Below are 22712 nucleotides of genomic sequence, written 5' to 3'. Positions count from 1 at the left end.
GACCCGCGTCCGAAGCTTCGCGCCGTCTCGTCGTACTATTTCCTCAGGATCGCATCATGAGCGGACCATCCGACTACCAGCCGAGCAATCCGGCCCTGCAATGGATCGAGCGACGTCTGCCGATCTTTGGTCTCATCCATTCCTCCTTCGTCGCCTATCCCACCCCGCGCAACCTGAACTACTGGTGGACCTTCGGCGCCATCCTCTCCTTCATGCTGGGGATGCAGATCCTGACCGGCGTGATCCTGGCGATGCACTACACGCCGAATGCCGATCTCGCCTTCAAGTCGGTCGAGCTGATCGTCCGTGACGTGAACTACGGCTGGCTGCTGCGCAACATGCACGCGGTCGGTGCCTCGATGTTCTTCGTCGCCGTCTACGTCCACATGTTCCGCGGCCTTTACTACGGGTCGTACAAGGAGCCGCGCGAGGTGCTGTGGATCCTCGGCGTCATCATCTACCTCCTGATGATGGCGACCGGCTTCATGGGCTACGTGCTTCCCTGGGGCCAGATGAGCTTCTGGGGCGCCACCGTCATCACCAACCTGTTCTCCGCCATTCCCTATGTCGGCGAGAGCATCGTGACGCTGCTGTGGGGCGGCTATTCGGTCGGCAACCCGACGCTGAACCGCTTCTTCTCGCTGCACTATCTCTTGCCGTTCGTGATCGCGGGCGTCGTGGTGCTCCACGTCTGGGCGCTGCACGTCGCCGGCCAGAACAACCCTGATGGCGTCGAGCCGAAGACGGAAAAGGACACGGTGCCGTTCACGCCGCACGCGACCATCAAGGACATGTTTGGCGTCGCCTGCTTCATGCTGCTCTACGCCTGGTTCATCTTCTACATGCCGAACTACCTGGGCGATGCCGACAACTACATTCCGGCGAACCCGGGCGTGACGCCGCCGCACATCGTGCCGGAATGGTATTACCTGCCGTTCTACGCGATCCTGCGCTCGATTCCGAACAAGCTCGCGGGTGTCATCGCGATGTTCGGGGCGATCATCATCCTGTGCTTCCTGCCCTGGCTCGATGCCGCCAAGACCAGGTCGTCGAAGTACCGCCCGCTGGCCAAGCAGTTCTTCTGGATCTTCGTCGCGGTCTGCATCCTGCTCGGCTATCTCGGCGCGCAGCCGCCGGAGGGCATCTACGTGGTCGCCGGCCGCGTCCTGACGGTCTGCTACTTCGCCTACTTCCTGATCGTGCTGCCGCTGCTCTCGCGCATCGAGACGCCGCGGCCGGTGCCGAACTCGATCTCGGAGGCGATTCTCGCCAAGGGCAGCAAGGCCGTGGCTTCCGTCGCGGTCGCGCTGGTCGCCGCCGGCGCGCTGTTCCTCGGCAGCTTGCAGGACGCCCGCGCCTCCGAAGGCAGCGACACGCCCCCGGGCAACAAATGGTCGTTCGCCGGTCCCTTCGGCAAGTTCGACCGCGGCGCGCTCCAGCGCGGCCTGAAGGTCTACAAGGAAGTCTGCGCCAGCTGCCACGGCCTGTCCTATGTCGCCTTCCGCAACCTCGCGGAGCCCGGTGGACCCAGCTATTCCGTGGCGCAGGCGGCGGCCTTCGCCTCCGAGTACAAGGTCAAGGACGGCCCGAACGACGCCGGCGACATGTTCGAGCGCCCGGGCCGGCCGGCGGACTATTTCCCCTCGCCGTTCCCGAATGAGCAGGCCGCGCGTGCGGCGAACGGCGGCGCGGCGCCGCCCGACCTGTCGCTGATCACCAAGGCGCGCTCCTACAAGCGCGGTTTCCCCTGGTTCATCTTCGACTTCTTCACCCAGTATCAGGAGCAGGGCCCGGACTACGTCGCGGCGGTGCTTCAGGGGTTTGAGGAGAAGGTGCCGGAGGGCGTCACCATCCCGGAGGGCTCGTACTTCAACAGGTACTTCCCGGGCCATGCCATCAAGATGCCGAAGCCGCTCAGCGACGGCCAGGTGACCTATGACGACGGCTCCCCGACCACGGTCGCGCAGTACTCCAAGGACGTCACCACGTTCCTGATGTGGACCGCCGAGCCGCACATGGAAGCGCGCAAGCGCCTCGGCTTCCAGGTGTTCGTGTTCCTGATCATCTTCGCCGGCCTGATGTACTTCACCAAGAAGAAGGTCTGGGCCGACTCGCACTGAGCGGCGCGAGACGAGACGATATGAAAAAGCCCCCGCAAGGGGGCTTTTTTGTTGGGCCCGTGTCCCGGACGCGCGAAGCGCGAGCCGGGACCCAGAATGCTCGTGGCTGGGCCCCGGATCAGCAGCGCATCACGCCGCAAGGGCGGCGCGCCGCGCGGCATCCGGGGCACGAGAGTGTGTTGTTTGGCGCGATTGCGTATCGCTCGCTCACCCGCCAAAATACCGCCAACCGCTCCCCCAAAAACTCACCCGGAGGACACCATGGGAACCGCCATCACCTTCAAGCGCCCGGACGGCAAGGACGCATCGGGCTATCTCGCCAATGCCGCGCGCGGCAACGCGCCGGGCGTGGTCGTGATCCAGGAATGGTGGGGCCTGTCGGACCAGATCAAGGGCCTGTGCGACCGCTTCGCGCTCGCCGGCTTCGATGCGCTGGCGCCCGATCTCTACAAGGGCAAGGTGGTGCCGTATCACGACACGGAGAGCGCCAACAAGGAGATGAACTCGCTCGACTTCATGGACGCCACCACGCAGACCGTGCGCGGCGCCACGCAGTACCTGTCGCGCAACGGCGCCAAGGTCGGGCTCACAGGCTTCTGCCTCGGCGGCGCCGTGACCATCATCGGCGCGACCAAAATCCCGGAGCTCGCCGCCGGCGTCGTGTTCTACGGCATCCCGCCGGAGCAGGCGGCCAAGCCCGCCGACGTCAAGATCCCGCTGCAGGCCCATTTCGCCAACAAGGACGATTGGTGCACGCCGGAGCTGGTGGGCGGCTTCGAGAAGGCCATGATGGCCGCCGGCAAGTCGCTCGAGCTGTTCCGCTATGACGCCGAGCACGCCTTCGTCAACGAGCAGCGCCAGGCCGTGCACGACCGCGTAGCCGCCGAGCTCGCCTGGGGCAGGGCGACGGAGTTTTTCAGGAAGCATCTGGGGTGAGACCGGAGCGACCGATCGGGAGCAACGGAGCATGTCGACGTCGTCTTTCACGCGCCTTCTTGGGCTGATCATTGGATCGATGGTCGGCGTTGCCAGCGTCACCGCGCTGACGACGGCTCAGGCGGCGGCGCAGCAGGCATTCGTCACGCTGAACGGCGACCTCAAGAAGGAGGCCTGGTGGGTCATTGCGGATTTCCATCCATTCACGACCGAGGTTCGCGGCATCCCCGCGAACCAGATCCGCAAGAGCTGGTGCAAGGCGACTGAATTCCGCAAGGACCTGATTCCGAAAGAGCTTCTGTTCGAAGGTGGCGTCGATGTGATGCAGTCAGCCGGCATGTCGTTTGCCGTCGAAGGCCGCTTCGACGACACGGCGGCAAGACAGGTCGCGGTGGTTGGCGTTTTTCAGGATTGCGCCGGTCCGAAGGGCCGGTTCATCCTGATCCTCGATCACCCCGCCGACGGAAAGCCCAAGGTCCGGTTTGTCAACGCTGTGCACACGGACCGTCAGTTCGGCGCGCTTCGGAAGGGGAAGGGCGGCACGCTGGTCGCCTCGGCGTGCATGGAATGCGACGAGAGCTCTGTCCTGAAATGGGATCGGAAGAAACGCAAATTCGACTGGGTGCCTCAGGCCGACGAGCTTTAGTCACGCGCAGCAATCCCCGGCTGGCGGGCACTTCAGTCCGAACCGGCCCAGGTTCCGGCCCTTGACGCCGCCCCCGAGCCATGGTGAGTATCCCGCCCATGAGCACCGCCGTCCGCCCAGCCCGTCGTTGGTGGCGCACCTCCTGACGAGGTGGCCGGTGCGATTTCTTTTCTCAAAATCGTCGAAGGTCGCCAGCACAGCGCGGCGGCCTGATCGTTTGTCCTGTGTGGCGTTCCCTCGGCAAGTCTCGTAAGAGGACCCCAAGAGGATCACATGAACAGGACAGTCTTTGCCCTCCCGGCCAGAAGTGAATACGCGACCCGCGCCGGTCTCGCGATCACGCGCGTGGCGGAGCAGTTCACCGGCGGCGCCAACAGGCTCGACGATCTCGTAAGCCTGCTCGACCGCCGCCGCGGCGTGGTGCTGTCCTCGGGCACGACCGTGCCCGGCCGCTACGAGAGTTTCGACCTCGGCTTCTCCGATCCGCCGCTCAAGCTCGAGACATCAGGCGTCAATTTCAAGCTGGAAGCGCTGAACGCGCGCGGGCAGGTGCTGATCGCCTTCCTCGCTGACGTTTTGCGCGAGCCCTGTGTCGTCATCTCCGAGAAGACGGCGACGCGGCTTGCCGGCCACATCATCCGCGGCGATGCCCCGGTCGAGGAAGACCAGCGCACGCGGCGCGCCAGCGTGATGTCGCTGGTGCGCGACCTCGTCGCCGCCTTCTCCACCAACGATGACGGGCTGCTCGGCCTGTTCGGCGCCTTCGCCTACGACCTCGTGTTCCAGATCGAGGACCTCGTGCAGAAGCGCGCGCGGGAAGCCGACCAGCGCGACATCGTGCTGTACGTGCCCGATCGCCTGCTGGCCTATGACCGCGCCACCGGCCGCGGCGTGGTGCTTTCCTACGACTTCGCCTGGAAAGGCAAATCCACGGAGGGTCTGCCGCGCGAGACCGCCGACAGCCCGTATCTGAAGACGCCGCGCCAGGGCTTTGCCGATCACGCCCCCGGGGAATATCAGGCCACCGTCGAGACCGCACGCGCCGCTTTTGCCCGCGGCGACCTGTTCGAGGCCGTGCCGGGCCAGCTGTTCGCCGAACCCTGCGATCGCTCGCCGGCCGAAGTGTTCCAGCGCCTCTGCGTCATCAACCCGTCGCCTTATGGCGCGCTGATGAATCTCGGTGAAGGCGAGTTTCTCGTCTCGGCTTCGCCGGAAATGTTCGTGCGCTCGGACGGCCGGCGCGTCGAGACCTGCCCGATCTCGGGCACGATCGCACGCGGCCTTGATGCGATCGGCGATGCCGAGCAGATCCGCCAGCTCCTGAACTCGGAGAAGGACGAGTTCGAGCTCAACATGTGCACCGACGTCGATCGCAACGACAAGGCGCGCGTCTGCGTGCCCGGCACGATCAAGGTGCTGGCACGCCGCCAGATCGAGACCTACTCAAAACTGTTCCACACCGTCGATCACGTCGAGGGCATGCTGCGCCCCGGCTTCGATGCGCTCGATGCCTTCCTCACCCATGCCTGGGCCGTCACCGTCACCGGTGCGCCGAAGCTGTGGGCGATGCAGTTCGTCGAGGATCACGAGCGCTCGCCGCGGCGCTGGTACGCCGGCGCCATTGGAGCTGTGAATTTCGACGGCAGCATCAACACCGGCCTCACCATCCGCACCATCCGCATGAAGGATGGCCTTGCCGAAGTGCGCGTCGGCGCCACCTGCCTGTTCGACTCCGATCCCGCCGCGGAAGACCGCGAATGCCAGGTCAAGGCGGCAGCCCTGTTCCAGGCGCTGCGCGGCGATCCGCCGAAGCCGCTCTCGACCTTCGCGCCCGATGCCACCGGGTCGGGCAAGCAGGTGCTGCTGATCGATCACGACGACAGCTTCGTGCACATGCTCGCCGACTATTTCCGCCAGGTCGGCGCCAGCGTCACCGTGGTCCGCTATGTGCATGCGCTCGACATGCTCAAGCAGAAGAGGTGGGACTTGCTGGTGCTGTCACCCGGCCCCGGGCGCCCTGAGGATTTCGGGATCAGGAAGACCATCGATGCGGCGCTGGAGAAGAAGCTGCCGGTGTTCGGCGTCTGCCTCGGCGTGCAGGCGATCGGGGAATATTTCGGCGGCGAGCTCGGCCAGCTCACCCATCCCGCCCATGGCCGTCCCTCGCGGGTCCAGGTGCGCGGCGGCCGCCTGATGCGCAACCTGCCGAACGAGATCGTCATCGGCCGCTATCACTCGCTCTTCGTCGAGCGCGACAGCATGCCGGAGGTGCTTGATGTCACCGCGAGCACCGAGGACGGCGTCGCCATGGCGCTCGAGCACAAGACCCTGCCGGTCGCCGGGGTGCAATTCCACCCGGAATCGCTGATGTCGCTCGGCGGCGAGGTGGGACTACGTATCGTTGAGAATGCGTTCCGGCTGGGTGCTGGGGCGAGTTGAGTAAGGGCCGTCATTGCGAGGAGCGAAGCGACGAAGCAATCCAGACTGCTGCAGCGGAAGAACTGGATTGCTTCGCTTTGCTCGCAATGACGGTGGAAAAGCCAGAGCGAGATAACCATGACCTTTGACCACGATCTGAAGGCGAGCGTCCGCACCATTCCCGACTATCCCAAGCCGGGGATCATGTTCCGCGACATCACGACCCTGCTCGCGGATGCGCGCGCCTTCCGCCGCGCGGTGGACGAGCTCGTCAATCCCTGGGCCGGCAACAAGATCGACAAGGTCGCCGGCATGGAGGCGCGCGGCTTCATCATCGGCGGCGCGGTGGCGCATCAGCTCTCGGCCGGCTTCGTGCCGATCCGCAAGAAGGGCAAGCTGCCGCACACCACGGTGCGCATCGCCTATTCGCTCGAATACGGCATCGACGAGATGGAGATGCATGTCGACGCGATCCAGCCCGGCGAGCGCGTGATCCTGGTCGACGACCTCATCGCCACCGGCGGCACCGCCGAGGGCGCAGTGAAGCTGCTGCGCCAGATCGGCGCCAACGTCGTCGCCGCCTGCTTCATCATCGACCTGCCCGAGCTCGGCGGCGCCGCCAAGCTGCGCGCCATGGACGTGCCGGTGCGCACGCTGATGACGTTCGAGGGGCACTAAAGGTCGGCGCGATCGTCAGATCGCCTCTGCCTTCAACTCGGCCTGCCAGTGCAGCACGCGATCCTTCAGGAGTGCGTTCCTGACATAGGCGCTGTCCTCATCCTCCAGACGCTCGCATTCGCCGAAGGTCAGGCCTGCCTCGCCATGCGCGTTCCAGGCCGCCTGGAGGCCGCGGCAGGTGTGGCTGCCCTGGCGCAGCGAGAACCAGATGCGGTTCTGGATCGTCTCCAGGTTCGGCGCTTGGCCGACCCAGGCCTCGCCTGAGGCCGCGCAGCGGACGACGTAGATGCCCGCAACGGTCTTCCGCTCCTTGTAGGCTGCGATCGCTGCTTTCCGGTCGATGCTCACGGGGATAGGACCTTGTTGAGGAATACCGATGTCGGCCTCAATAAGCCCGCTCCAGCCCGCAGTCAATATTATCCGGGTAAAATAATCTACGACCTCTGCAGGATCAGGTTGAGCTCCAGCTCGCGGAACGCGAGGTAATTCCTGCGGGTCCACTGGTGCAGCTCGGTGGAGTGGTCCTTCTCCTGGCGCAGATAGCCGGTGAAGGAGAAGCTGAGCCGGTCGATATAGGTCTTGAGGAATCCCGGCAGCGCGGGCAGGCGGAACAGCCGCCCGCCTTCCATCGCAGGCGGCAGCTCGCCGCGCACGACATATTCATTGTCCACCGTGATCAGGTTCATCCGCGGGATCTGTCCGCGCAGCATCTCATGCGCGCGGGCCGAGACGCGGTCGGTGTCGGCGACGAACAGGATCTGGGGCGCGACATGGCGGCGCGCCGCTTCCTTGAGCAGGCCGATCTCCTCGGTCATCTTGAAGAACTCGTCGAAGGCGTGGAAGCCGAGGTCGATCACCTTGGCGAGGCCGTCGTCGACGATGACGCGGTCCATCAGCTGCATCTTGCCGTAGGTATCGATCACGTCGGCGGTCTCCGTGATCTTCGGCAAATAGTCCAGCAGCGACGGTTCCTTCAGGTTGACGTCGAAGGCCGCGACGTTGCCGTTCTTGAGCAACAGGAATTCGCTCAACAGCCGCGCCAGCAGGGTCTTGCCGACCTGCGGGCGGGGCGAGCAGATGATGTAGACGGGCGTTGCGGACATTGCAGGCTATTATTTGAGCGAACTTGTCGCCCAATCCAGCCGAATCCGTCCGGGGTCCGCAACTATTTTTCGGTGTTGCGGGTCGCAGGCTTCGAACCGACGATGTCGGTCAGGCGGATGCGGTCGAACTCGCTCCAGACATTGGCCAGCCAGTGCCGGACGTAGCCGCGCAGCACGAAGGAATAGTTCGCGGCCTCGTCGCTGATGCCCTTGTTGGCGACGAATTTCAGGAACGGGACGGAGGACACCTCGACCTGCTCATAGGCCATTTCGTTGAGCTTGGGGATCGTGAGCTCGGTCGCGTCCTTGATGCGATGGAAGTAGGAATTATAGGTCGCCTGGTCCCACTGGAAGAACTGGGTGTCGTTGATGAAGTTCTTGACCAGGAAATATTTCGCACCGGTCATGAAGCCCGCGGTCTCGGCGATCTCCTCCAGCGAGGCGATCGAGGGTCCGAGGATGTGGAACACCGCGAAGGTGATCTGGCCGGCCTTGGCGGCGTCGAGGAAGCCGATGTCGCGCAGCGAGGCCAGCGCCGGCGAGAGCAGGCCGGCGCGGACGTCAATGACAGTGACCGAAGGGCTGACGGCGTTGAGCGTGTCGAAGATCTTCATCTGGTCCGACGTCGTCGTCATGTCGACGATCTCGGTGATGTCAGGGTGGAAGCGCTTCAGGGTTCCGCGCGGCGACTCCGTGTCGAAGGCGCGCGTCGGCACGTTGTTGGCTGAGAAATAATCGAGCAGGGTGCGCGATACCGTGGTCTTGCCGACCCCGCCCTTGTCCGCGCCCACCACAACCACTGCCGGCTTTGCCATTGCTGTCCCCTAACGCGCGCCCCCGATCGCGAGGTCGCAATCGGCCGGGCCCCAAATCGATGTCCCGAAAGACGTCCCAAGTCTGCTGTTGGGCGCGAAGATGGCAGAAACAAGGGAGAATTCAATTCCTTGCGCCCCGGTTGCGGCAATTCCCGAGGTTTTTCCCGATCGGTGTCAAACCCGCAACGAACCGCGGTCGATCACATGGCTCAGTGACGGCCCCACGGTCCCATCGGATTGGCTGTCGGGGCCTCTGAGGGGTGTGGTGCGGGAACGGGCGGCGGATTGGCTGGACCGGCTGCATCGCCCCATGGCCCCTGCGACAGCGGCGGCGGGGCATCCTTCGTCTCGGGTTGCTCCGTCTCGGGCTGATCCGTCTCGTCAGTGGGGTCGGGCAGCGGACCGGGATCATGGCCGCCGGCGAACTTGACCAGCGCGTCGACCCGGGACTGCACGGAAGGGTGGGTCGCGAACAGGTCGGCAAAGCCCTCGCGCGGATTGTCGACGCAGAGCTCCATCACCGCCGAGGTTGCGCCCGGCAGCTCGCCGCGATTCTCGATCTTGCGCAGCGCCGAGATCATGGCATCCGGATCTTTCGTCAGCTCGACCGAGCCGGCGTCGGCGAGATATTCGCGCGAGCGCGACAGCGCGAGCTTCACCACCTGCGACATCAGCCAGGCCACCACGATCAGCACAACTGCGATGATGATCACGATCACCGCACCGCCGCCGGAGCTCTTGCTGTCGCTCGACGACGAGGACGAGCGCGACGACGAGGAGGAGCCCGAGGACCAGGAGCCGCCGGAGTTCCAGCTCAAATTGGTGAACAGGCGGAAGAACAATTCGCCGAAGAAGCCGACCACGCCGGCGATGATGACGGCGACCACCATCAGCTGCACGTCGCCGTTCCTGATGTGGGTCAGCTCGTGGCCCAGCACCGCCTCGATCTCCTTGTCGTTCAGCGCGTTGAGGAGGCCGGTGGTGACGGTGACTGAATATTGCCGCGGGTTGAGGCCGGTCGCGAACGCGTTCAGCGCCGGGCTCTCCATGATCTTCAGCTTCGGCATGGTGATGCCGCGCGAGATGCAGAGATTTTCGAGCAGATTATAGAGCCGCGGCTCTTCCTGCCGGGTGACGTCGTGGCCGCCGGTCACCGCGTCGATCATCGACTGGTGGAAGAAATAGGCGATCACGACCCAGACCGCCGTCACGATCGTCGCAACCGGTGCGGCGACTTTCAGGTCGTAGAAGGCGTGGCTCAGGTAGAAGGCGACGGTCCGGTTTCTGTCGATCAGAACTTCGGCGACCAGTGCGCCGGCATAGACCAGTACGTAGACCAGCGCGAACAGGCCGGCGAGCAGCAGCATCGAACGAAACTTGTTCGAGGCGATGTGCGTGTAGAGACCATACGCGGCCATGGCTGCTTCCGTTTAACTCCTGTCATTCCGGGGCAGGCCCGAACTCGGGTTTACCCGAGTTCGGTAGTATTGGTGTTCCAAGTCGGCAACAGCCGACTTGGACGGCCTGAACCCGGAATCTGGAGCTTAGTGTCTCGGTCGAGGTTCCGGGTTCGCGTCTTCGACGCGCCCCGGAACGACAAAGGTGAGAAGCCGGCTACGCAGCAATCAGAACTTCACCTGAGGCGCGGCCTCGACCTCGGTGCGGCTGGCGCCGAGATCGAAGAAGTCCTTCCTGGTGAAGCCGAACATGCCGGCGAACAAAGCGGCGGGCATCTGCTGGATGCCGGTGTTGTATTCCTGGACCGCGTTGTTGAAGAAGCGGCGGCTGGCCGCGATCTTGTTCTCGAGGTCCGACAGTTCGCTCGCGAGCTGCTGGAAGTTGGCGTTGGCCTTGAGGTCGGGATAGGCCTCCGACAGCGCGATCAGCCGGCCGAGCGCGCCGGAGAGCTGGGTCTCGGCCGCGGACACCTGCGCCGGCCCCTGCGCGGACATCGCCGAATTACGTGCCTTGATGACGTCGTCGAGCGTGCCGCGCTCATGCGAGGCATAGCCTTTCACCGTCTCGACCAGGTTCGGGACCAGATCGTGGCGCTGCTTGAGCTGCACGTCGATATCGGCAAAGGCCTGGCCGACGCGCTGGCTCAGCGCCACCAGACGGTTGTAGGCACTGAAGGCCAGGAACACGAGGACGACGACAACGCCGAGAACGATCCAGCCGGTCGACATGGAGAACTCCTGAAGGGGGGAAGAGAGCAGGCGCTAGAGTAGACCAAATTGGCGCAGGGCGAGAGCCCCGGCGCAGAGGGGAGGCAAGACTTGGTCGGATCAGGAACCGTCCGAGTTCAAGGCAAAAGCGCGGATCGGGGTTAACTTTCGGCAATGGCGGGTGGCTGCCGGTTACGCCACGGTATCGAACCTGGGGATGCCGGTGGCACGCACCAGATGCGATACGGCGAGACTGACATCGCGAAGCGTCCCGTTTGGTAGGGGAATGGAATATTTCCCACCCTGCTTCAGCTCGACATAGGCACCGTAACTGGCTCCGCCCTCGTTGCGGTATTCCATCGTTCCAACTCGGATGCATTCGTCGAGCGGACAATCGAAAACGATCGTGTTCGGGCGGCCAAGCAGGCTTTGCGAAATCGTCAACTTTTGACCGGTGAGATCGAACTCCACGGTCCAGCGTCGCATGACCGTCAGAAGCAGAGAGATCGCGAGCACGACGAGGGCGATGAGAAGCCCAGCCGCGCCTGCAGGCGTCACGACCGTTCCGGTCGCGCCCTTTGCGAAAACCAACATCAAGCCGAGGGCAATGACGATCCCGCCGATGGCTGCGCCCGAACTGGGTTTGGACGAAACGTAGGTGAGCTTTCCGTCCAGGACGGTTGGATGAGGTTCGACCATTGTGCGGTGATCCGACCGAAGTGCGGCCCATGATAGCCGGTAATCGGCAAGAGTTGTAGCCGGCACCAGTCTCAATCTTTGATACTTAGCTCGTCGTATCACCCCAGCGCCAACGCCTTGCGTCCGCATAGGCCAGCTTGTCGCGCCGCGGCACCTTCGTGATGACCACACCTTCCCCGGTGCACAGCTTCGCGGTGATCTCGGCCTTGCCGACATCCGGCGGCGCCAGCACGCGCGTGGCGCGCGTTGCCGGTGGCATGCGGGTCAGCGCGACGTAGATGAAGCGCTCGTCCTCGAACGGCACGTCGGCGCCCTTGATCTGCCTGTGCGCTTGCGAGCGCGGCAGGCGCTGGGAGAAATGGCACCAGTCGGGCGTGGCGAGCGGGCAGGGCTTTTCGTGCGGGCAGGGGGCGGCGACGTAGGCCCCGGCCCTGATTAGCTGCTGGCGCAGCGCGAGGATGCGGGCGTAGCCGGCGGGCGTGCCGGGCTCGATCACGACCAGCGCGTGGCGCGCCTTGGCCCACATCGCTTCGGTGAGCTTGCGCTGATCGCTCTCGCCGAGCTCGCCGATGATGTAGCTGGCCACGACGAGATCGGCCTGCGAGACCTCGGCGAGGTTGCCGCCGGCATCGCCCGGCAGATGGCGGCACTCCGCGAGGCGCGTGCTGTCGCGAGCCAGTTCGAGTGCGAGCCGACTCAGCGTGGCATTGGCGTCGAGCAGTGTGAAATCCTGCAGCGACGGAAACGCCTCCGCGGCGGCCCAGCTCGCGGTGCCCGGGCCTGCGCCGACGTCGAGCAGCGTCTCTGGGGCGAGGTCCGGTACAATCTCGGTTAGTGCGTTCAGGCTCGCGGCCACGGCCGCGTAGGTCGCGGGCATGCGCGCCAGTGCGTAGGCGAGCGCGTCGGCCTCCGACTTGATCGTGCCGGAGCCGCCGCCGGCACGGTAGGTGGTCGAGATCTTCTGCGATCGCTGCGCCGCGTCGGTGCGGGAGAAGCCCTGCAGCTTGCCGTCGAGGGCGGCTTTCAGTTCGGCGGGGAGGGTGGGCGAGACCATTTTCATTCGCCGTCATTCCGGGGCGCGCGCCTGGCGCGAACCCGGAATCTAGAGATGGTGGCACGAGATTCCGGGTTCTCGCTTCGCGAGCCCCGGAATGACGGCAAAGATATCACGCCACGTTCTGGTCGAGAATGTCCACCGCCTCGGCGAGGCTCACCGACACCAGCTGCGACACGCCGCGCTCGGCCATGGTGACGCCGAACAGACGGTTCATCCGCGCCATGGTGATCGGGTTGTGCGTGATGATGATGAAGCGCGTGTCGGTCGAGCCGGTCATCTCGTGCAGGAGGTTGCAGTAGCGTTCGACGTTGTGGTCGTCGAGCGGCGCGTCGACTTCGTCCAGCACGCAGATCGGCGAAGGGTTGGTCAAGAACACCGCGAAGATCAGCGCCATCGCGGTCAGCGCCTGCTCGCCGCCCGAGAGCAGCGACAGCGTCTGCGGCTTCTTGCCCGGCGGCTTTGCGATGATCTCGAGACCGGCTTCGAGCGGATCGTCGCTCTCGATCAGGTGCAGCGCGGCCTCGCCGCCGCCGAACAGCTCGACGAACAGGCGCTTGAAGTGGTTGTTGACGACCTCGAACGAGGTCAGCAGCCGCTCGCGGGCTTCCTTGTTGAGGCTCTGGATGCCCTGGCGCAGCCGCTTGATGGCTTCCACCAGGTCGTCGCGTTCGGTGACGAGGCCGGTGTGCTGGGTCTCGACCTCGCGCAGCTCTTCCTCGGCGCGCAAATTGACGGCGCCAAGGCGCTCGCGGTCGCGACGCATCTTTTCGAGGTCTTCCTCGATGTCGTGCAGCGGCGGCAGCTCCGCGCCCGGCTCGATCTCGGCGAGGCCGGCAACGGCCTGCGGCTCGACCTCGAGCATGTCGCGGATCTCGCGCTCGATGTCCTCCAGGCGCCGGCGGGCGCCTTCCATGCGCTCCTCGGCGCGCGCGGTGGCCTCGCGCGAGCTGGAGAGCGCTTCGAGCGTCAGCTTGGCGACGCGGTCGGTCTCGGCCATCGCGGTCTCCGCGGTCGCGAGCGCGTCGGCGGCCATGCGGCGGTCGTTCTCGGCGTATTCGATCTCGGTGATCAGCGCGCTGCGCTTCTCGGCGAACACTTGCGGCGCGTTTTCGAGGTCGCTGCGCTCGATCGTGAGCTCGGCGATACGGGCCTGGATGGTGTCGATATGGGAGGCTGCGCTCTCCTTGCGGTTCGCCCACTCGGTGCGCTCGGCGAGGATCGCCTGCACGCGGCGGTCGGCAAGCTCGGCCTCACGCGCCAGCGCCTGCGCCTCGGCGCGGACCTGGGCGGCCATGCGGCGATGAGCCTCGATGTCGCTGCGGACGGCGGCGAGACGGGTCTCGGTGTCCTCGCTCGACGGCAGCTCGCTGATGCCGGCCTCGGCGTATTCATAGGCGGCCTCGGCCTCGGCACGGTCGGCGGCGAGACGGCTGTGCGCTTCCGACAGCGTCGCCTTGCGGGCGGCGTGGCGGCTGATCTCGCGCTCGGCGGTGGCATGACGCTCGCGCGCGACGTTCAGCTCGCGCTGCGCGGCACGCCAGGCTTCGCGGCTGGCACCTTCGGTGCTCGCGGCCATCTGCAATTCGGACTCGGCATTCTCCAGCGCCTGACGCTTGATCTGCGCGTCGATGCGGGCCTGCTCCAGCTCGTTCTCGATGTCGACGAGGCGGGCGCGCTCGGCAAGGCGACGCGCCGCGCCGGTCGGGGCATGCGCCGCGGCGACAAAACCGTCCCAGCGCCAGACGTCGCCCTCAGGCGAGACCAGCCGCTGACCGGTCTTGAGCTGCGAGACCAGCTCGGCGCCGCGCTCGCGCGGCACCACGCCGATCTGGGCGAGGCGGCGGGCCAGCTCGGCCGGCGCCTGCACATGGTTGGACAGCGGAACGGCGCCTTCGGGCAGCTCCGGATCGCCTTCGGTGTGTCCGACATTGGTCCAGCGCATCGGCGCCGACGGGTCGATCGGCGCGTCGAGATCGTCGCCGAGCGCGGCGCCGATCGCCTTTTCAAAACCCTTGTCGACGGTGATGCCGTCGATGATCGGCGGCCACAGATTCTTGGTCTCGCCGTTGACGATCTTGGAGATCGTGCGCGCCTCGGTCTCCAGGCGCTGCACGCGCTTGTCGGCCTCGTTCAGCGGCGAGCGCGAGGATTCCAGCGTCTGGCGCGCCGCGACATGGGCGGCTTCACTGGCCTGCGCCGCGGCTTCCGAAGCCGCCAGCGTCTGCTCCGCGGTCTCGACCAGAGCGGTCAGCTCGTCAAGATCGCCGAAGCCGCCGGTCGCTTCAGTGAGCTTCTGCTCTTCGGCCGCAACGTTCGCGATCTCCTGGTCGAGCCGGGCGAGCTTGTCGCGATGGGTACGGACGTTGGCCTCTAACTGATTGCGCTTGGCGGTGAGGTCGGCGAGCGCCGTGGTGAGCTCGGCGAATTGCTGCTCGGTCTCGGTCAGCACCGCCTCGGCCTCGCCGACGCGCTCGTCGACGCCGGAGCGCTTCTCGACGCGCGACTTGATCTCTTCCTTCAGCTCGGCGTCTTCGGTGTCGAGCCGCTGCAGCGCGACGTCGGCATCCATGGTTTGTTGCTGAGCACGGGAAATGTCGCCTTCGAACTGCGCGAGACGGCGCTCGAGTTCGGCGACACGCTCCTTGGCGCGCTCTTCCTCGCGGTCGAGCAGCTCGCGGGCATTGGTCAGGCGCTGGAGGCCGGCGGCGGCGCGCGCTTCGGCATCGCGCAGCGCCGGCATTTCGGCGGCGCGGATCGCCTGGATGCGGGCGGCTTCGGCCTGGTGCTGGGTGCGCTCGGCCATCTCGCGCACCGCGAGATCATGGGTCTGGCCGGATTCGTTGACGTCGGCATGGGCGCCGATCCAACGCAGGTGGAACAGGGTGGCTTCGGCCTTGCGGACCTTGGCGGCGACCTCGCGATAGCGCACGGCCTGGCGGGCCTGCTTCTTCAGGCCTTCCATCTGGCCCGAGAGCTGGCCGATCACGTCCTCGACGCGGGTGAGGTTGGTTTCGGCGGCCTTCAGCCGCAGCTCGGCCTCGTGGCGGCGCGCGTGCAGGCCGGCGACGCCGGCGGCATCTTCCAGCACGCGGCGGCGCTGCTCCGGCTTGGCCTGGATGATCTCGCCGATCTTGCCCTGGTGGACGAGGGCGGGCGAGCGCGCGCCGGTGGCGGCATCGGCGAACAGGATCTGCACGTCGCGGGCGCGCACGTCGCGGCCGTTGATGCGGTAGACCGAGCCGGCCTCGCGCTCGATGCGGCGGGAGATTTCGAGCAGCTGGCTGTCGTTCATCGCCGCAGGCGCGGTGCGATCGGCATTGTCGATCGTCATCGTCACTTCGGCGTGGTTGCGCGCGGGACGGTTGCCGGAGCCGGCGAAAATCACCGCGTCCATGTCGGCGGCGCGCAGCGACTTGTACGACGTTTCACCCATCGCCCAGCGCAGCGCTTCGACGAGATTCGACTTGCCGCAGCCGTTGGGACCGACCACGCCGGTCAGGCCGGGCTCGATGACGAAGTCCGTGGGCTCAACGAAGGACTTGAAGCCGTGAAGTCGCAGGCGGGTGATTTTCATAAGCACGCATCTCTGTTGGCAGGCGCGAATCCCCCTGCCGGGACAATACCATGGAAGGCAATGTCGCTATCCGGGGCGAGTCGCGCGAGGCGCCTCATGCGGCTGGACAATGGCCGCGGTGCGCCGCGAGGGCAACCGGCGAAAGCCGCTTTTCCCAAGGGATTTATGCCGGGAAAGATACGGCTTTCGAGATGCGAATCAGGATCTTGACGAGCGAATCAGCTCTTCAGCAGCGGGTTGATCTTCTTGGCGAACTCCTCGAACGAGGCCTCGCCCTTGATCTTCTCGCCGTTGATGAAGAAGGTCGGCGTCGAATCCACCTTCAACACGTCGCTGGCATATTTCTGGTCGGCGGCGATCTTGTCGAGCAGCGCCTGGTCCTTCAGGCAGGCTTCGACCTGCTGCTGGGTGAGGCCGGCCTGCTTGCCGATCCGCGTCAGGGTCTCGGTGGTGTTCTTCAGCACCCAGTCGCTCTGCTGGCGGAACAGCATGTCGGTGACGGCGAAGTATTTCGGCGCGTCGTCCTTGGCGATGCAGCGCGAGAGCATCGAGCCGGCGGCCGCTTTGATGTCGAGCGGGAACTCGCGGAAGATGTAACGCACCTTGCCGGTGTCGATGTACTCCGACTTGATCTTGGGGAACACCTGCTCGTTGAAGGCGGCACAATGCGGGCAGGTCATCGAGGCGTATTCGGTGATGGTGACGGCGGCATCCTTCGGGCCGAGCGCCATGTCGGGCAGCGACACCGGCTTCGCCACATCGGCGGCAGATTGTGCCATCGCCTCGGAGATGAACCGCAGCGGCGAGAGCCCGGCGACCGCGGCAAGCCCGGTCAGCGACAGCATCGTGGTGAAGGCGCGGCGGGTGATGATCAAGGTCGGCTCCCGGATTGGCAAAGTGTCGCCCAAAGGATCGGGTCAAGGTTCCCGCCCGGGCGGCCTGTCGCTAGCTTGAAACGTCGCTTGAGGCAATGGCGCGCCGCAAGGACGGGTCCAGATTGCCCGCGAAATGAGGCTCAATTTCGCTTGATGGCGGCCCCGAGCCGCGCCAGCGCCGACTTCAATTGTTCATCTTCGATGTCGGTCAGGCTCTCGGCTACCTTGGCGACCGCCTTGGGGTCCGGCGGGCCGGGCCGCTTCCGGGCCCTCGGCCGCGACAGGGGGGCCTGGCGGAAGGCCAGCTTGCCGACCGCGCTCCAGCCGAAGAAGCGGTTGACCCGCTCCAGGATCACGTCGGCCGAGTGCTGGATCTCCAGCGCCATCGGTCCCTCGACCCGCAGCACAAGCGTCGCCGGCTCCTGCGGCTGGCCCTCGACCGGCCGCGGCCATTGCATCTTGAGCGGCTCGGCATGGGCGGCGATCTCGGGTCCCGCGATCTGCGCCCACCGCGTCACCAGCTCGCGCGCGGCAAAGCCCTGCTTGGCGTAGGCCTCGGCAAAGACGTCGTTGAGCAGGATCCCGAGCGGTTTTGCGCTGATGGGACCGGGCTTGAAGATGGGGCCGGATTTGGACATGGGGGCTTTATAGCACCGCGGGCGCGCCGCCACGAAGAAAGACGTGGATGCCCACGGCCAGCGCGGGCATGCCGTGGAGAGATTGGCGTGGCGCCGTTACAGTGAGCGCATGAGCCGCAGATCCGCCCTGAAAGTGAAATCGGAACCCGTTCTACCGGAGACCTCAGCGCGTCCGACGCTGCTCCTCCAGTGGTACGACCGTCATCGCCGCCGGTTGCCCTGGCGCGCCGCGCCCGGCGAGGCGTCGGACCCTTACCGCGTCTGGCTGTCCGAGATCATGCTGCAGCAGACCACGGTGAAGGCGGTCGGCCCCTATTTCGAAAAGTTCGTCGCGCGCTGGCCTGACGTCACGGCGCTCGGGCGGGCCTCGCTGGACGACGTGCTGCGGATGTGGGCCGGGCTCGGCTACTATTCACGTGCACGCAATCTCCACGCCTGCGCGGTCGCGGTGACGCGCGAGCATGGCGGCACCTTTCCCGATACCGAGGAGGGCCTGCGCGCGCTGCCGGGGATCGGACCCTACACGGCGGCGGCGATTGCGGCGATCGCGTTCGATCGCCACACCATGCCGGTCGACGGCAATATCGAGCGCGTGGTGTCGCGGCTCTTTGCCGTTGAAGACGAGCTCCCGCAGGCAAAGCCGCTGATCCAGCAGTTGGCGGCGACTCTGCCCGCCAACTCGCGCGCCGGCGACAGCGCTCAGGCGCTGATGGATCTCGGCGCCTCGATCTGCACGCCGAAGAAGCCGGCCTGCTCGCTGTGCCCGTTCATTGAGGATTGCACGGCGCGCGCGCAAGGCACCCAGGAGACGTTTCCGCGCAAGGCACCGAAGAAGAGCGGAGCGCTGCGGCGGGGCGCAGCCTTCGTGGTGACGCGCGGTGACGAAGTGCTCGTCCGCTCAAGACCCGAGAAGGGCCTGCTCGGCGGCATGACGGAAGTCCCGGGCTCGGACTGGGTCGCCGGACAAGAGGATGCGACGGCGAAGCAGCAGGCGCCGGAGCTGAAGGCGCTGTCGCGCTGGCAGCGCAAGGTGGGCGTGGTCACCCACGTCTTCACGCATTTTCCGTTGGAGCTGGTGGTCTACACCGCGAAGGCCGAAGCCCGCACCCGCGCGCCCGCAGGCATGCGCTGGGTGCCGATCGCGACGCTTGCCGACGAAGCGCTGCCCAACGTCATGCGCAAGGTGATTGCGCACGCGCTGGATCTTTCGTCGGGCGCATCCTCCTGACAGCACGCTGGCAGCAGCGTTAAGCTATCAGGGCGCGACACGGAGGCTGCCAATGGTCAAGACCGCGCTCGACAATTTTCCAAGGCCGCCTTGCGCCGAACTGCTCGGATGGCGCCTGCTCGATGCTCGCCCCGAGGAGGGCTGGATCAGGCTCGCCTTCGAGGGCAAACCCGAGTTCTGCAATCCGGCGGGCTTCATCCAGGGCGGCATGCTTTCGGCCATGCTCGACGACACCATGGGTCCCGCCGTGCTGGTGATGAGCGAGGGCCGGCTCTACACCACCACCATCAGCATGACCGTGAATTTCCTCAGCCCCGCCAAGCCTGGGCCGATCATTGGTGAAGCGAAGGTAACACAGCTCGGCAGGACGATCGCGTTCGTCGAGGCCAAGCTGATGGCGGAAGACGGCACGGTGCTGGCGACGGCCAGCGCGAGCGAGCGGCTGCTGGAAGCGGCGAGGGTGGTGAAGTAAGGCGGGCGCCGCTCTCTCGCTCCCTCGCCCCGTTCTTACGGGGAGAGGGCGGGGTGAGGGGCCTCTCTCCGCGCATACGATTGTCGTGAGACCTGTACCCCCTCACCCGGATCGCAAGAGCGATCCGACCTCTCCCCGCAAGCGGGGAGAGGTGAAGAGCAGTCCGCGTCTGAGTGGCTAACTCACACTTTCGCGCGCGCATCCTTGCTCACGATCGGCGGCTTCGCGTTCAGCGCCTCGACCTGGAATCCCGCCACGCGCTTATAGTTCGCGGCGATATTCTCGAGCTCCTGTTGCGACAGCACGTCGGTGACCATCTTGTAGCCGTCCGGCGCGCGCTCCTCGACGAGCTGCATCACCTGCTCGGGGCCGTTCTTGCGGTTGAGCAGGACGAGGTCGGTGGTCGCGGGCCGGCGTTCGGCTTCATAGGCGAGCAAGGCCGCTTGCGTCGGGCCGTGCGCCAGGATCTCGCGGGTAATGGTTCGTGCATCGAGGATCGCCTGCGAGGCGCCGTTCGAGCCGATCGGATACATCGGATGCGCCGCATCGCCCATCAGCGTGACGCGGCCGAAGGTCCATTGCGACACCGGATCGCGATCGACCAGCGGATATTCATAGGCGTGCGGGCAGTTCCTGATGAGGCCGGGCACGTCGAGCCAGTCGAACTGCCAGCTCTCGAACCAGGGCAGGAACTCTTCGAGCCGCGCGGTGCGGTTATAGTCCTCGCGCCGCCACTGATAGGTCGGCGGCATGTGGCGCTCGGCGACCCAGTTGATCAGGTGGTTGCCTGCCGCATCCGGCTCTTTCGAGATCGGATAGCAGACGAATTTCAGGATCTCGTGCCCGGCCATGATCATGGTGCGGCCGGTCAGGAAGGCCTTTGCCGGCGTGACGCCGCGCCAGAGGATGCGGCCGTTCCAGATCGGCGGGCCTTCGTTCGGATAGAGCTTTTCTCGTGCGGCGGAATGGATGCCGTCGGCGGCGATCAGGATCGCGCCTTCGTAGGTCCCTGCGGCCTTGCCGGTCGCCTTGTCGATGAAGTCGGCGCGGACGCCGTTCGCCGTTTCGGTCCATCTGGTCAGATGATGGCTGGTCAGGATGTTGTCGCCGCCGAGCCGCTCGACCGCGGTGTCAAGCAGGATCTGCTGCAGCGTGCCGCGATGAATCGAGAATTGCGGCCATTTATAGCCGGCCTCCAGCCCGCGCGGCTCGCTCCAGATCGGCTTGCCGTGCTTGGAGAAATAGGCGAGCTCGCGCGTGCGCACGCCGCTGGCATCCAGCTTGTCCATCAGACCGAGCTCGATCAGCTCGCGCACCGCATGCGGCAGCACGTTGATGCCGACGCCGAGCGGCTTCAGTTCCGCGACGCTCTCGAACACTTTCACGGGAACGCCGATTTGATGCAGGCTGAGCGCAAGCGTCAGCCCGCCGATGCCGCCACCGGCGATGAGTACCGTCATGACAAGACCCCTCCAATTGCAGGCGTCTTGGCACAGGCGGGCGGATGTGGGCAACTGCGAAGAGAAGGGCGTGCTATGGACCTGGGTGCCGGCAGCGGGTATTTTCCAATTTTCCCATGAGGTCCGACATGCTCAAGCTCTACTACGCCACCGGCACCTGCGCGCTCGCCACCTACATGACCCTGGAGGAGGCCGGCGCCGACTACACCGCCGAACGGCTGAGCTTCAAGGACAACCAGCAGAACAGCCCGGACTATCTCGCCATCAATCCGAAGGGCCGCGTGCCGGCCCTGGTGACCGACCGCGGCGTCCTGACCGAGACGCCGGCGATGCTGGCGTATATCGCGCAGATCTTCCCCAAGGCGAAGCTCGCGCCGTTGGACGATCCCTTCGACTTCGCCCAGGTACAGTCGTTCAACTCCTATCTCTGCTCGACCGTGCATATCAACCACGCCCACAAGATGCGCGGCGCGCGCTGGGCGACGGAGGAGAGCTCGTTTGCCGATATGAAGGCGATGGTGCCGAAGACCATGGCCGCCTGCTTCAAGCTGATCGAGCAGAAGATGTTCAAAGGCCCCTGGGTGATGGGCGATCAGTTCACGATCTGCGATCCCTACCTCCACACGCTCTCGAACTGGCTCGAAGGCGACAGCGTCGACATCAACGCCACGCCCAAGATCGCGGAGCATTTCAAGCGCATGTCGGATCGCCCGGCGATACGCAAGGTGATGGACGCGCAGAAGGCGTAATAGCCCGGCTCTTGTAGGGTGGGCAAAGGCGCGGCAGCGCCGTGCCCACGTTCTTTCTAGACAACGGCGGGATGGTGGGCACGCTTCGCTTTGCCCACCCTACGGGAGCTAATCCGCCTTACGACGCCCTCCGCTTCTCCAACCCCCGTCCCGTCTCCAGCATCAGCCGCCGCAGCCAGATCGAGCCCGGGTCCATCTGCGCCCGCGTCGGATGGAACATGAACTGCTCGTCGATCCCGGGATCGAGCGGCGGCGTCACCGTGACGAGCCCGAGCTGCTTCGACAGCGCCGCGATCAGCCGGCGCGGCACGAAGGCGACGAGGTCGGTGCGGGCGGCGACATGCAGCGCCTCGAGATAGCCTGGCACGACCAGCGAGATGTGCCGTTCGATGCCTTTGGCGTGCAGCCAGGTGTCGATCAGATCCTCGGGCTGGCCGCGAATGATCACGCCGACATGGCGCGCGGCCAGGAACGTCTCGTGCCGTTTCAGCTTCGCGGCCATCGGATGGCCGCGCCGCACCGCCAGCGCGTCGCTGTCGGTGTAGAGCAGCTGGCGGTGAAACCCCTTGAAGGCATTGCCGATCGAGATCACGAGGTCGATGGTACGGGCGAACTCGGCGTGGAAGATCGCAGGTCCCCGCCACGGCACGACGTCGATGCGGACATTGGGCGCAAGACGTGTCACTTTCTCCATCAGCGGCGGCATCAGCAGTTCGACCGCGAGATCCGGCATCATCAGGCGAAACTGCCGCTCGCTGCGCGCGGCGTCGAAGTCCTCAGGCACGAACAGCCCGCGGACCTGGTCGAGCGCCTGCGCCAGCGGCGCGCGCAGGGCCTGCGCCCGCGGCGTCAGCTCCATCCGAGCGCCGGTCCGTACCAGCAGCGGATCGCCGCAGATGTCGCGCAGGCGTTGCAGTGCGTGGCTCGTCGCCGGCTGTGACAGGCCGATCCTCATGGCCGCGCGGCTGACATTGGCCTCGCGCAGCAGCGCGTCCAGTGCGGTCAACAGGTTGAGGTCAAGCGAATTCAAATTCATCAGGCGAATAGATATCATATTCTCTATCGATTTGAAGAATGCC

General features: G+C 65.6%; 20 protein-coding genes. 8 read left to right on the top strand and 12 right to left on the bottom strand.

The window, feature by feature from the left end:
• Positions 1-56 precede the first annotated feature (56 nt).
• From fbcH to N2603_RS34050, 5 genes are all read left to right on the top strand, one after another.
• A complete protein-coding gene (fbcH, locus tag N2603_RS34070; RefSeq protein WP_018648835.1) occupies positions 57-2120 on the top strand; it encodes a cytochrome b/c1 in 2064 nt (687 codons plus the stop codon).
• Positions 2121-2381: 261 nt separating this feature from the next.
• Positions 2382-3056 carry a dienelactone hydrolase family protein gene (locus N2603_RS34065; protein ID WP_260385574.1) on the top strand — a complete coding sequence of 225 codons (675 nt, stop codon included), beginning with the start codon at positions 2382-2384 and terminating at the stop codon, positions 3054-3056.
• 31 nt (positions 3057-3087) lie between these two features.
• A complete protein-coding gene (locus N2603_RS34060; RefSeq protein ID WP_018648833.1) occupies positions 3088-3702 on the top strand; it encodes a hypothetical protein in 615 nt (204 codons plus the stop codon).
• 273 nt (positions 3703-3975) lie between these two features.
• Positions 3976-6141, top strand: coding sequence for an anthranilate synthase component I (locus N2603_RS34055; RefSeq protein ID WP_260385573.1), 2166 nt, complete (start codon positions 3976-3978; stop codon positions 6139-6141).
• Positions 6142-6258: 117 nt separating this feature from the next.
• On the top strand, positions 6259-6798 hold the full coding sequence (locus tag N2603_RS34050; RefSeq protein WP_011085277.1) for an adenine phosphoribosyltransferase: 540 nt from the start codon (positions 6259-6261) through the stop codon (positions 6796-6798).
• Positions 6799-6813: 15 nt separating this feature from the next.
• On the opposite strand, the gene N2603_RS34045 is transcribed toward N2603_RS34050, so the two are convergent.
• The 10 genes from N2603_RS34045 to N2603_RS34000 all read right to left on the bottom strand — a co-directional run bounded on the left by N2603_RS34045 (position 6814) and on the right by N2603_RS34000 (position 17724).
• Positions 6814-7146 (bottom strand): GIY-YIG nuclease family protein, encoded by a 333-nt coding sequence (locus N2603_RS34045; protein WP_260385572.1) that lies wholly within the window; start codon positions 7144-7146, stop codon positions 6814-6816.
• Positions 7147-7232: 86 nt separating this feature from the next.
• Entirely contained in the window at positions 7233-7901 is a 669-nt protein-coding gene (locus tag N2603_RS34040; RefSeq protein ID WP_260385571.1) for a hypothetical protein, read from the bottom strand.
• Between the two features lie 62 nt (positions 7902-7963).
• Positions 7964-8716 carry a P-loop NTPase family protein gene (locus tag N2603_RS34035; protein WP_018648829.1) on the bottom strand — a complete coding sequence of 251 codons (753 nt, stop codon included), beginning with the start codon at positions 8714-8716 and terminating at the stop codon, positions 7964-7966.
• 209 nt (positions 8717-8925) lie between these two features.
• Positions 8926-10134 (bottom strand): M48 family metallopeptidase, encoded by a 1209-nt coding sequence (locus N2603_RS34030; RefSeq protein WP_260385570.1) that lies wholly within the window; start codon positions 10132-10134, stop codon positions 8926-8928.
• 207 nt (positions 10135-10341) lie between these two features.
• Complete coding sequence (locus N2603_RS34025; RefSeq protein WP_260385569.1) at positions 10342-10902, bottom strand: LemA family protein; 561 nt, start codon at positions 10900-10902, stop codon at positions 10342-10344.
• A 171-nt stretch (positions 10903-11073) separates the two neighbouring features.
• Positions 11074-11580: a hypothetical protein gene (locus N2603_RS34020; protein ID WP_260385568.1), complete on the bottom strand. Its 507-nt coding sequence runs from the start codon at positions 11578-11580 to the stop codon at positions 11074-11076.
• A gap of 85 nt (positions 11581-11665) precedes the next feature.
• Positions 11666-12634: a small ribosomal subunit Rsm22 family protein gene (locus N2603_RS34015; protein ID WP_260385567.1), complete on the bottom strand. Its 969-nt coding sequence runs from the start codon at positions 12632-12634 to the stop codon at positions 11666-11668.
• A gap of 112 nt (positions 12635-12746) precedes the next feature.
• Positions 12747-16211, bottom strand: coding sequence for a chromosome segregation protein SMC (gene smc / locus N2603_RS34010; RefSeq protein WP_260385566.1), 3465 nt, complete (start codon positions 16209-16211; stop codon positions 12747-12749).
• 218 nt (positions 16212-16429) lie between these two features.
• Positions 16430-17086 carry a DsbA family protein gene (locus tag N2603_RS34005; protein WP_018648824.1) on the bottom strand — a complete coding sequence of 219 codons (657 nt, stop codon included), beginning with the start codon at positions 17084-17086 and terminating at the stop codon, positions 16430-16432.
• Between the two features lie 140 nt (positions 17087-17226).
• On the bottom strand, positions 17227-17724 hold the full coding sequence (locus N2603_RS34000) for a DUF721 domain-containing protein (RefSeq protein WP_260385565.1): 498 nt from the start codon (positions 17722-17724) through the stop codon (positions 17227-17229).
• A 109-nt stretch (positions 17725-17833) separates the two neighbouring features.
• On the opposite strand from N2603_RS34000, the gene mutY reads away from it, so the two are divergent.
• Positions 17834-18952, top strand: coding sequence for an A/G-specific adenine glycosylase (gene mutY / locus N2603_RS33995; RefSeq protein WP_260385564.1), 1119 nt, complete (start codon positions 17834-17836; stop codon positions 18950-18952).
• Between the two features lie 52 nt (positions 18953-19004).
• Entirely contained in the window at positions 19005-19424 is a 420-nt protein-coding gene (locus N2603_RS33990; RefSeq protein ID WP_260385563.1) for a PaaI family thioesterase, read from the top strand.
• 182 nt (positions 19425-19606) lie between these two features.
• On the opposite strand, the gene N2603_RS33985 is transcribed toward N2603_RS33990, so the two are convergent.
• Entirely contained in the window at positions 19607-20884 is a 1278-nt protein-coding gene (locus N2603_RS33985) for a flavin-dependent oxidoreductase (RefSeq protein WP_260385562.1), read from the bottom strand.
• A gap of 128 nt (positions 20885-21012) precedes the next feature.
• On the opposite strand from N2603_RS33985, the gene N2603_RS33980 reads away from it, so the two are divergent.
• Complete coding sequence (locus tag N2603_RS33980) at positions 21013-21633, top strand: glutathione S-transferase family protein (RefSeq protein ID WP_260385561.1); 621 nt, start codon at positions 21013-21015, stop codon at positions 21631-21633.
• Between the two features lie 118 nt (positions 21634-21751).
• Here N2603_RS33980 and N2603_RS33975 read toward each other — a convergent pair whose 3' ends face one another.
• Complete coding sequence (locus N2603_RS33975; RefSeq protein ID WP_260385560.1) at positions 21752-22669, bottom strand: LysR family transcriptional regulator; 918 nt, start codon at positions 22667-22669, stop codon at positions 21752-21754.
• Positions 22670-22712 lie beyond the last annotated feature (43 nt).

This window comes from Bradyrhizobium huanghuaihaiense (genome assembly GCF_025200885.1).
GTDB classification, from domain to species: Bacteria; Pseudomonadota; Alphaproteobacteria; order Rhizobiales; family Xanthobacteraceae; genus Bradyrhizobium; species Bradyrhizobium huanghuaihaiense.
Note: the sequence above shows the minus strand (reverse complement) of the source record. Positions and strands in the feature narration are given on the sequence as shown.

Excerpts from the sequence above, each read along its gene's own strand:
- N2603_RS33985 (WP_260385562.1), bottom strand. The coding sequence starts at position 20,884 with ATGACGGTACTCATCGCCGGTGGCGGCATCGGCGGGCTGACGCTTGCG.
- N2603_RS34030 (WP_260385570.1), bottom strand. The coding sequence starts at position 10,134 with ATGGCCGCGTATGGTCTCTACACGCACATCGCCTCGAACAAGTTTCGT.
- N2603_RS34015 (WP_260385567.1), bottom strand. The coding sequence starts at position 12,634 with ATGGTCTCGCCCACCCTCCCCGCCGAACTGAAAGCCGCCCTCGACGGC.
- N2603_RS34055 (WP_260385573.1), top strand. The coding sequence starts at position 3,976 with ATGAACAGGACAGTCTTTGCCCTCCCGGCCAGAAGTGAATACGCGACC.
- N2603_RS34000 (WP_260385565.1), bottom strand. The coding sequence starts at position 17,724 with ATGTCCAAATCCGGCCCCATCTTCAAGCCCGGTCCCATCAGCGCAAAA.
- smc (WP_260385566.1), bottom strand. The coding sequence starts at position 16,211 with ATGAAAATCACCCGCCTGCGACTTCACGGCTTCAAGTCCTTCGTTGAG.
- N2603_RS34065 (WP_260385574.1), top strand. The coding sequence starts at position 2,382 with ATGGGAACCGCCATCACCTTCAAGCGCCCGGACGGCAAGGACGCATCG.
- N2603_RS34025 (WP_260385569.1), bottom strand. The coding sequence starts at position 10,902 with ATGTCGACCGGCTGGATCGTTCTCGGCGTTGTCGTCGTCCTCGTGTTC.
- N2603_RS33980 (WP_260385561.1), top strand. The coding sequence starts at position 21,013 with ATGCTCAAGCTCTACTACGCCACCGGCACCTGCGCGCTCGCCACCTAC.
- mutY (WP_260385564.1), top strand. The coding sequence starts at position 17,834 with ATGAGCCGCAGATCCGCCCTGAAAGTGAAATCGGAACCCGTTCTACCG.
- N2603_RS33975 (WP_260385560.1), bottom strand. The coding sequence starts at position 22,669 with ATGAATTTGAATTCGCTTGACCTCAACCTGTTGACCGCACTGGACGCG.
- N2603_RS34060 (WP_018648833.1), top strand. The coding sequence starts at position 3,088 with ATGTCGACGTCGTCTTTCACGCGCCTTCTTGGGCTGATCATTGGATCG.
- N2603_RS34040 (WP_260385571.1), bottom strand. The coding sequence starts at position 7,901 with ATGTCCGCAACGCCCGTCTACATCATCTGCTCGCCCCGCCCGCAGGTC.
- fbcH (WP_018648835.1), top strand. The coding sequence starts at position 57 with ATGAGCGGACCATCCGACTACCAGCCGAGCAATCCGGCCCTGCAATGG.
- N2603_RS33990 (WP_260385563.1), top strand. The coding sequence starts at position 19,005 with ATGGTCAAGACCGCGCTCGACAATTTTCCAAGGCCGCCTTGCGCCGAA.
- N2603_RS34020 (WP_260385568.1), bottom strand. The coding sequence starts at position 11,580 with ATGGTCGAACCTCATCCAACCGTCCTGGACGGAAAGCTCACCTACGTT.
- N2603_RS34035 (WP_018648829.1), bottom strand. The coding sequence starts at position 8,716 with ATGGCAAAGCCGGCAGTGGTTGTGGTGGGCGCGGACAAGGGCGGGGTC.
- N2603_RS34050 (WP_011085277.1), top strand. The coding sequence starts at position 6,259 with ATGACCTTTGACCACGATCTGAAGGCGAGCGTCCGCACCATTCCCGAC.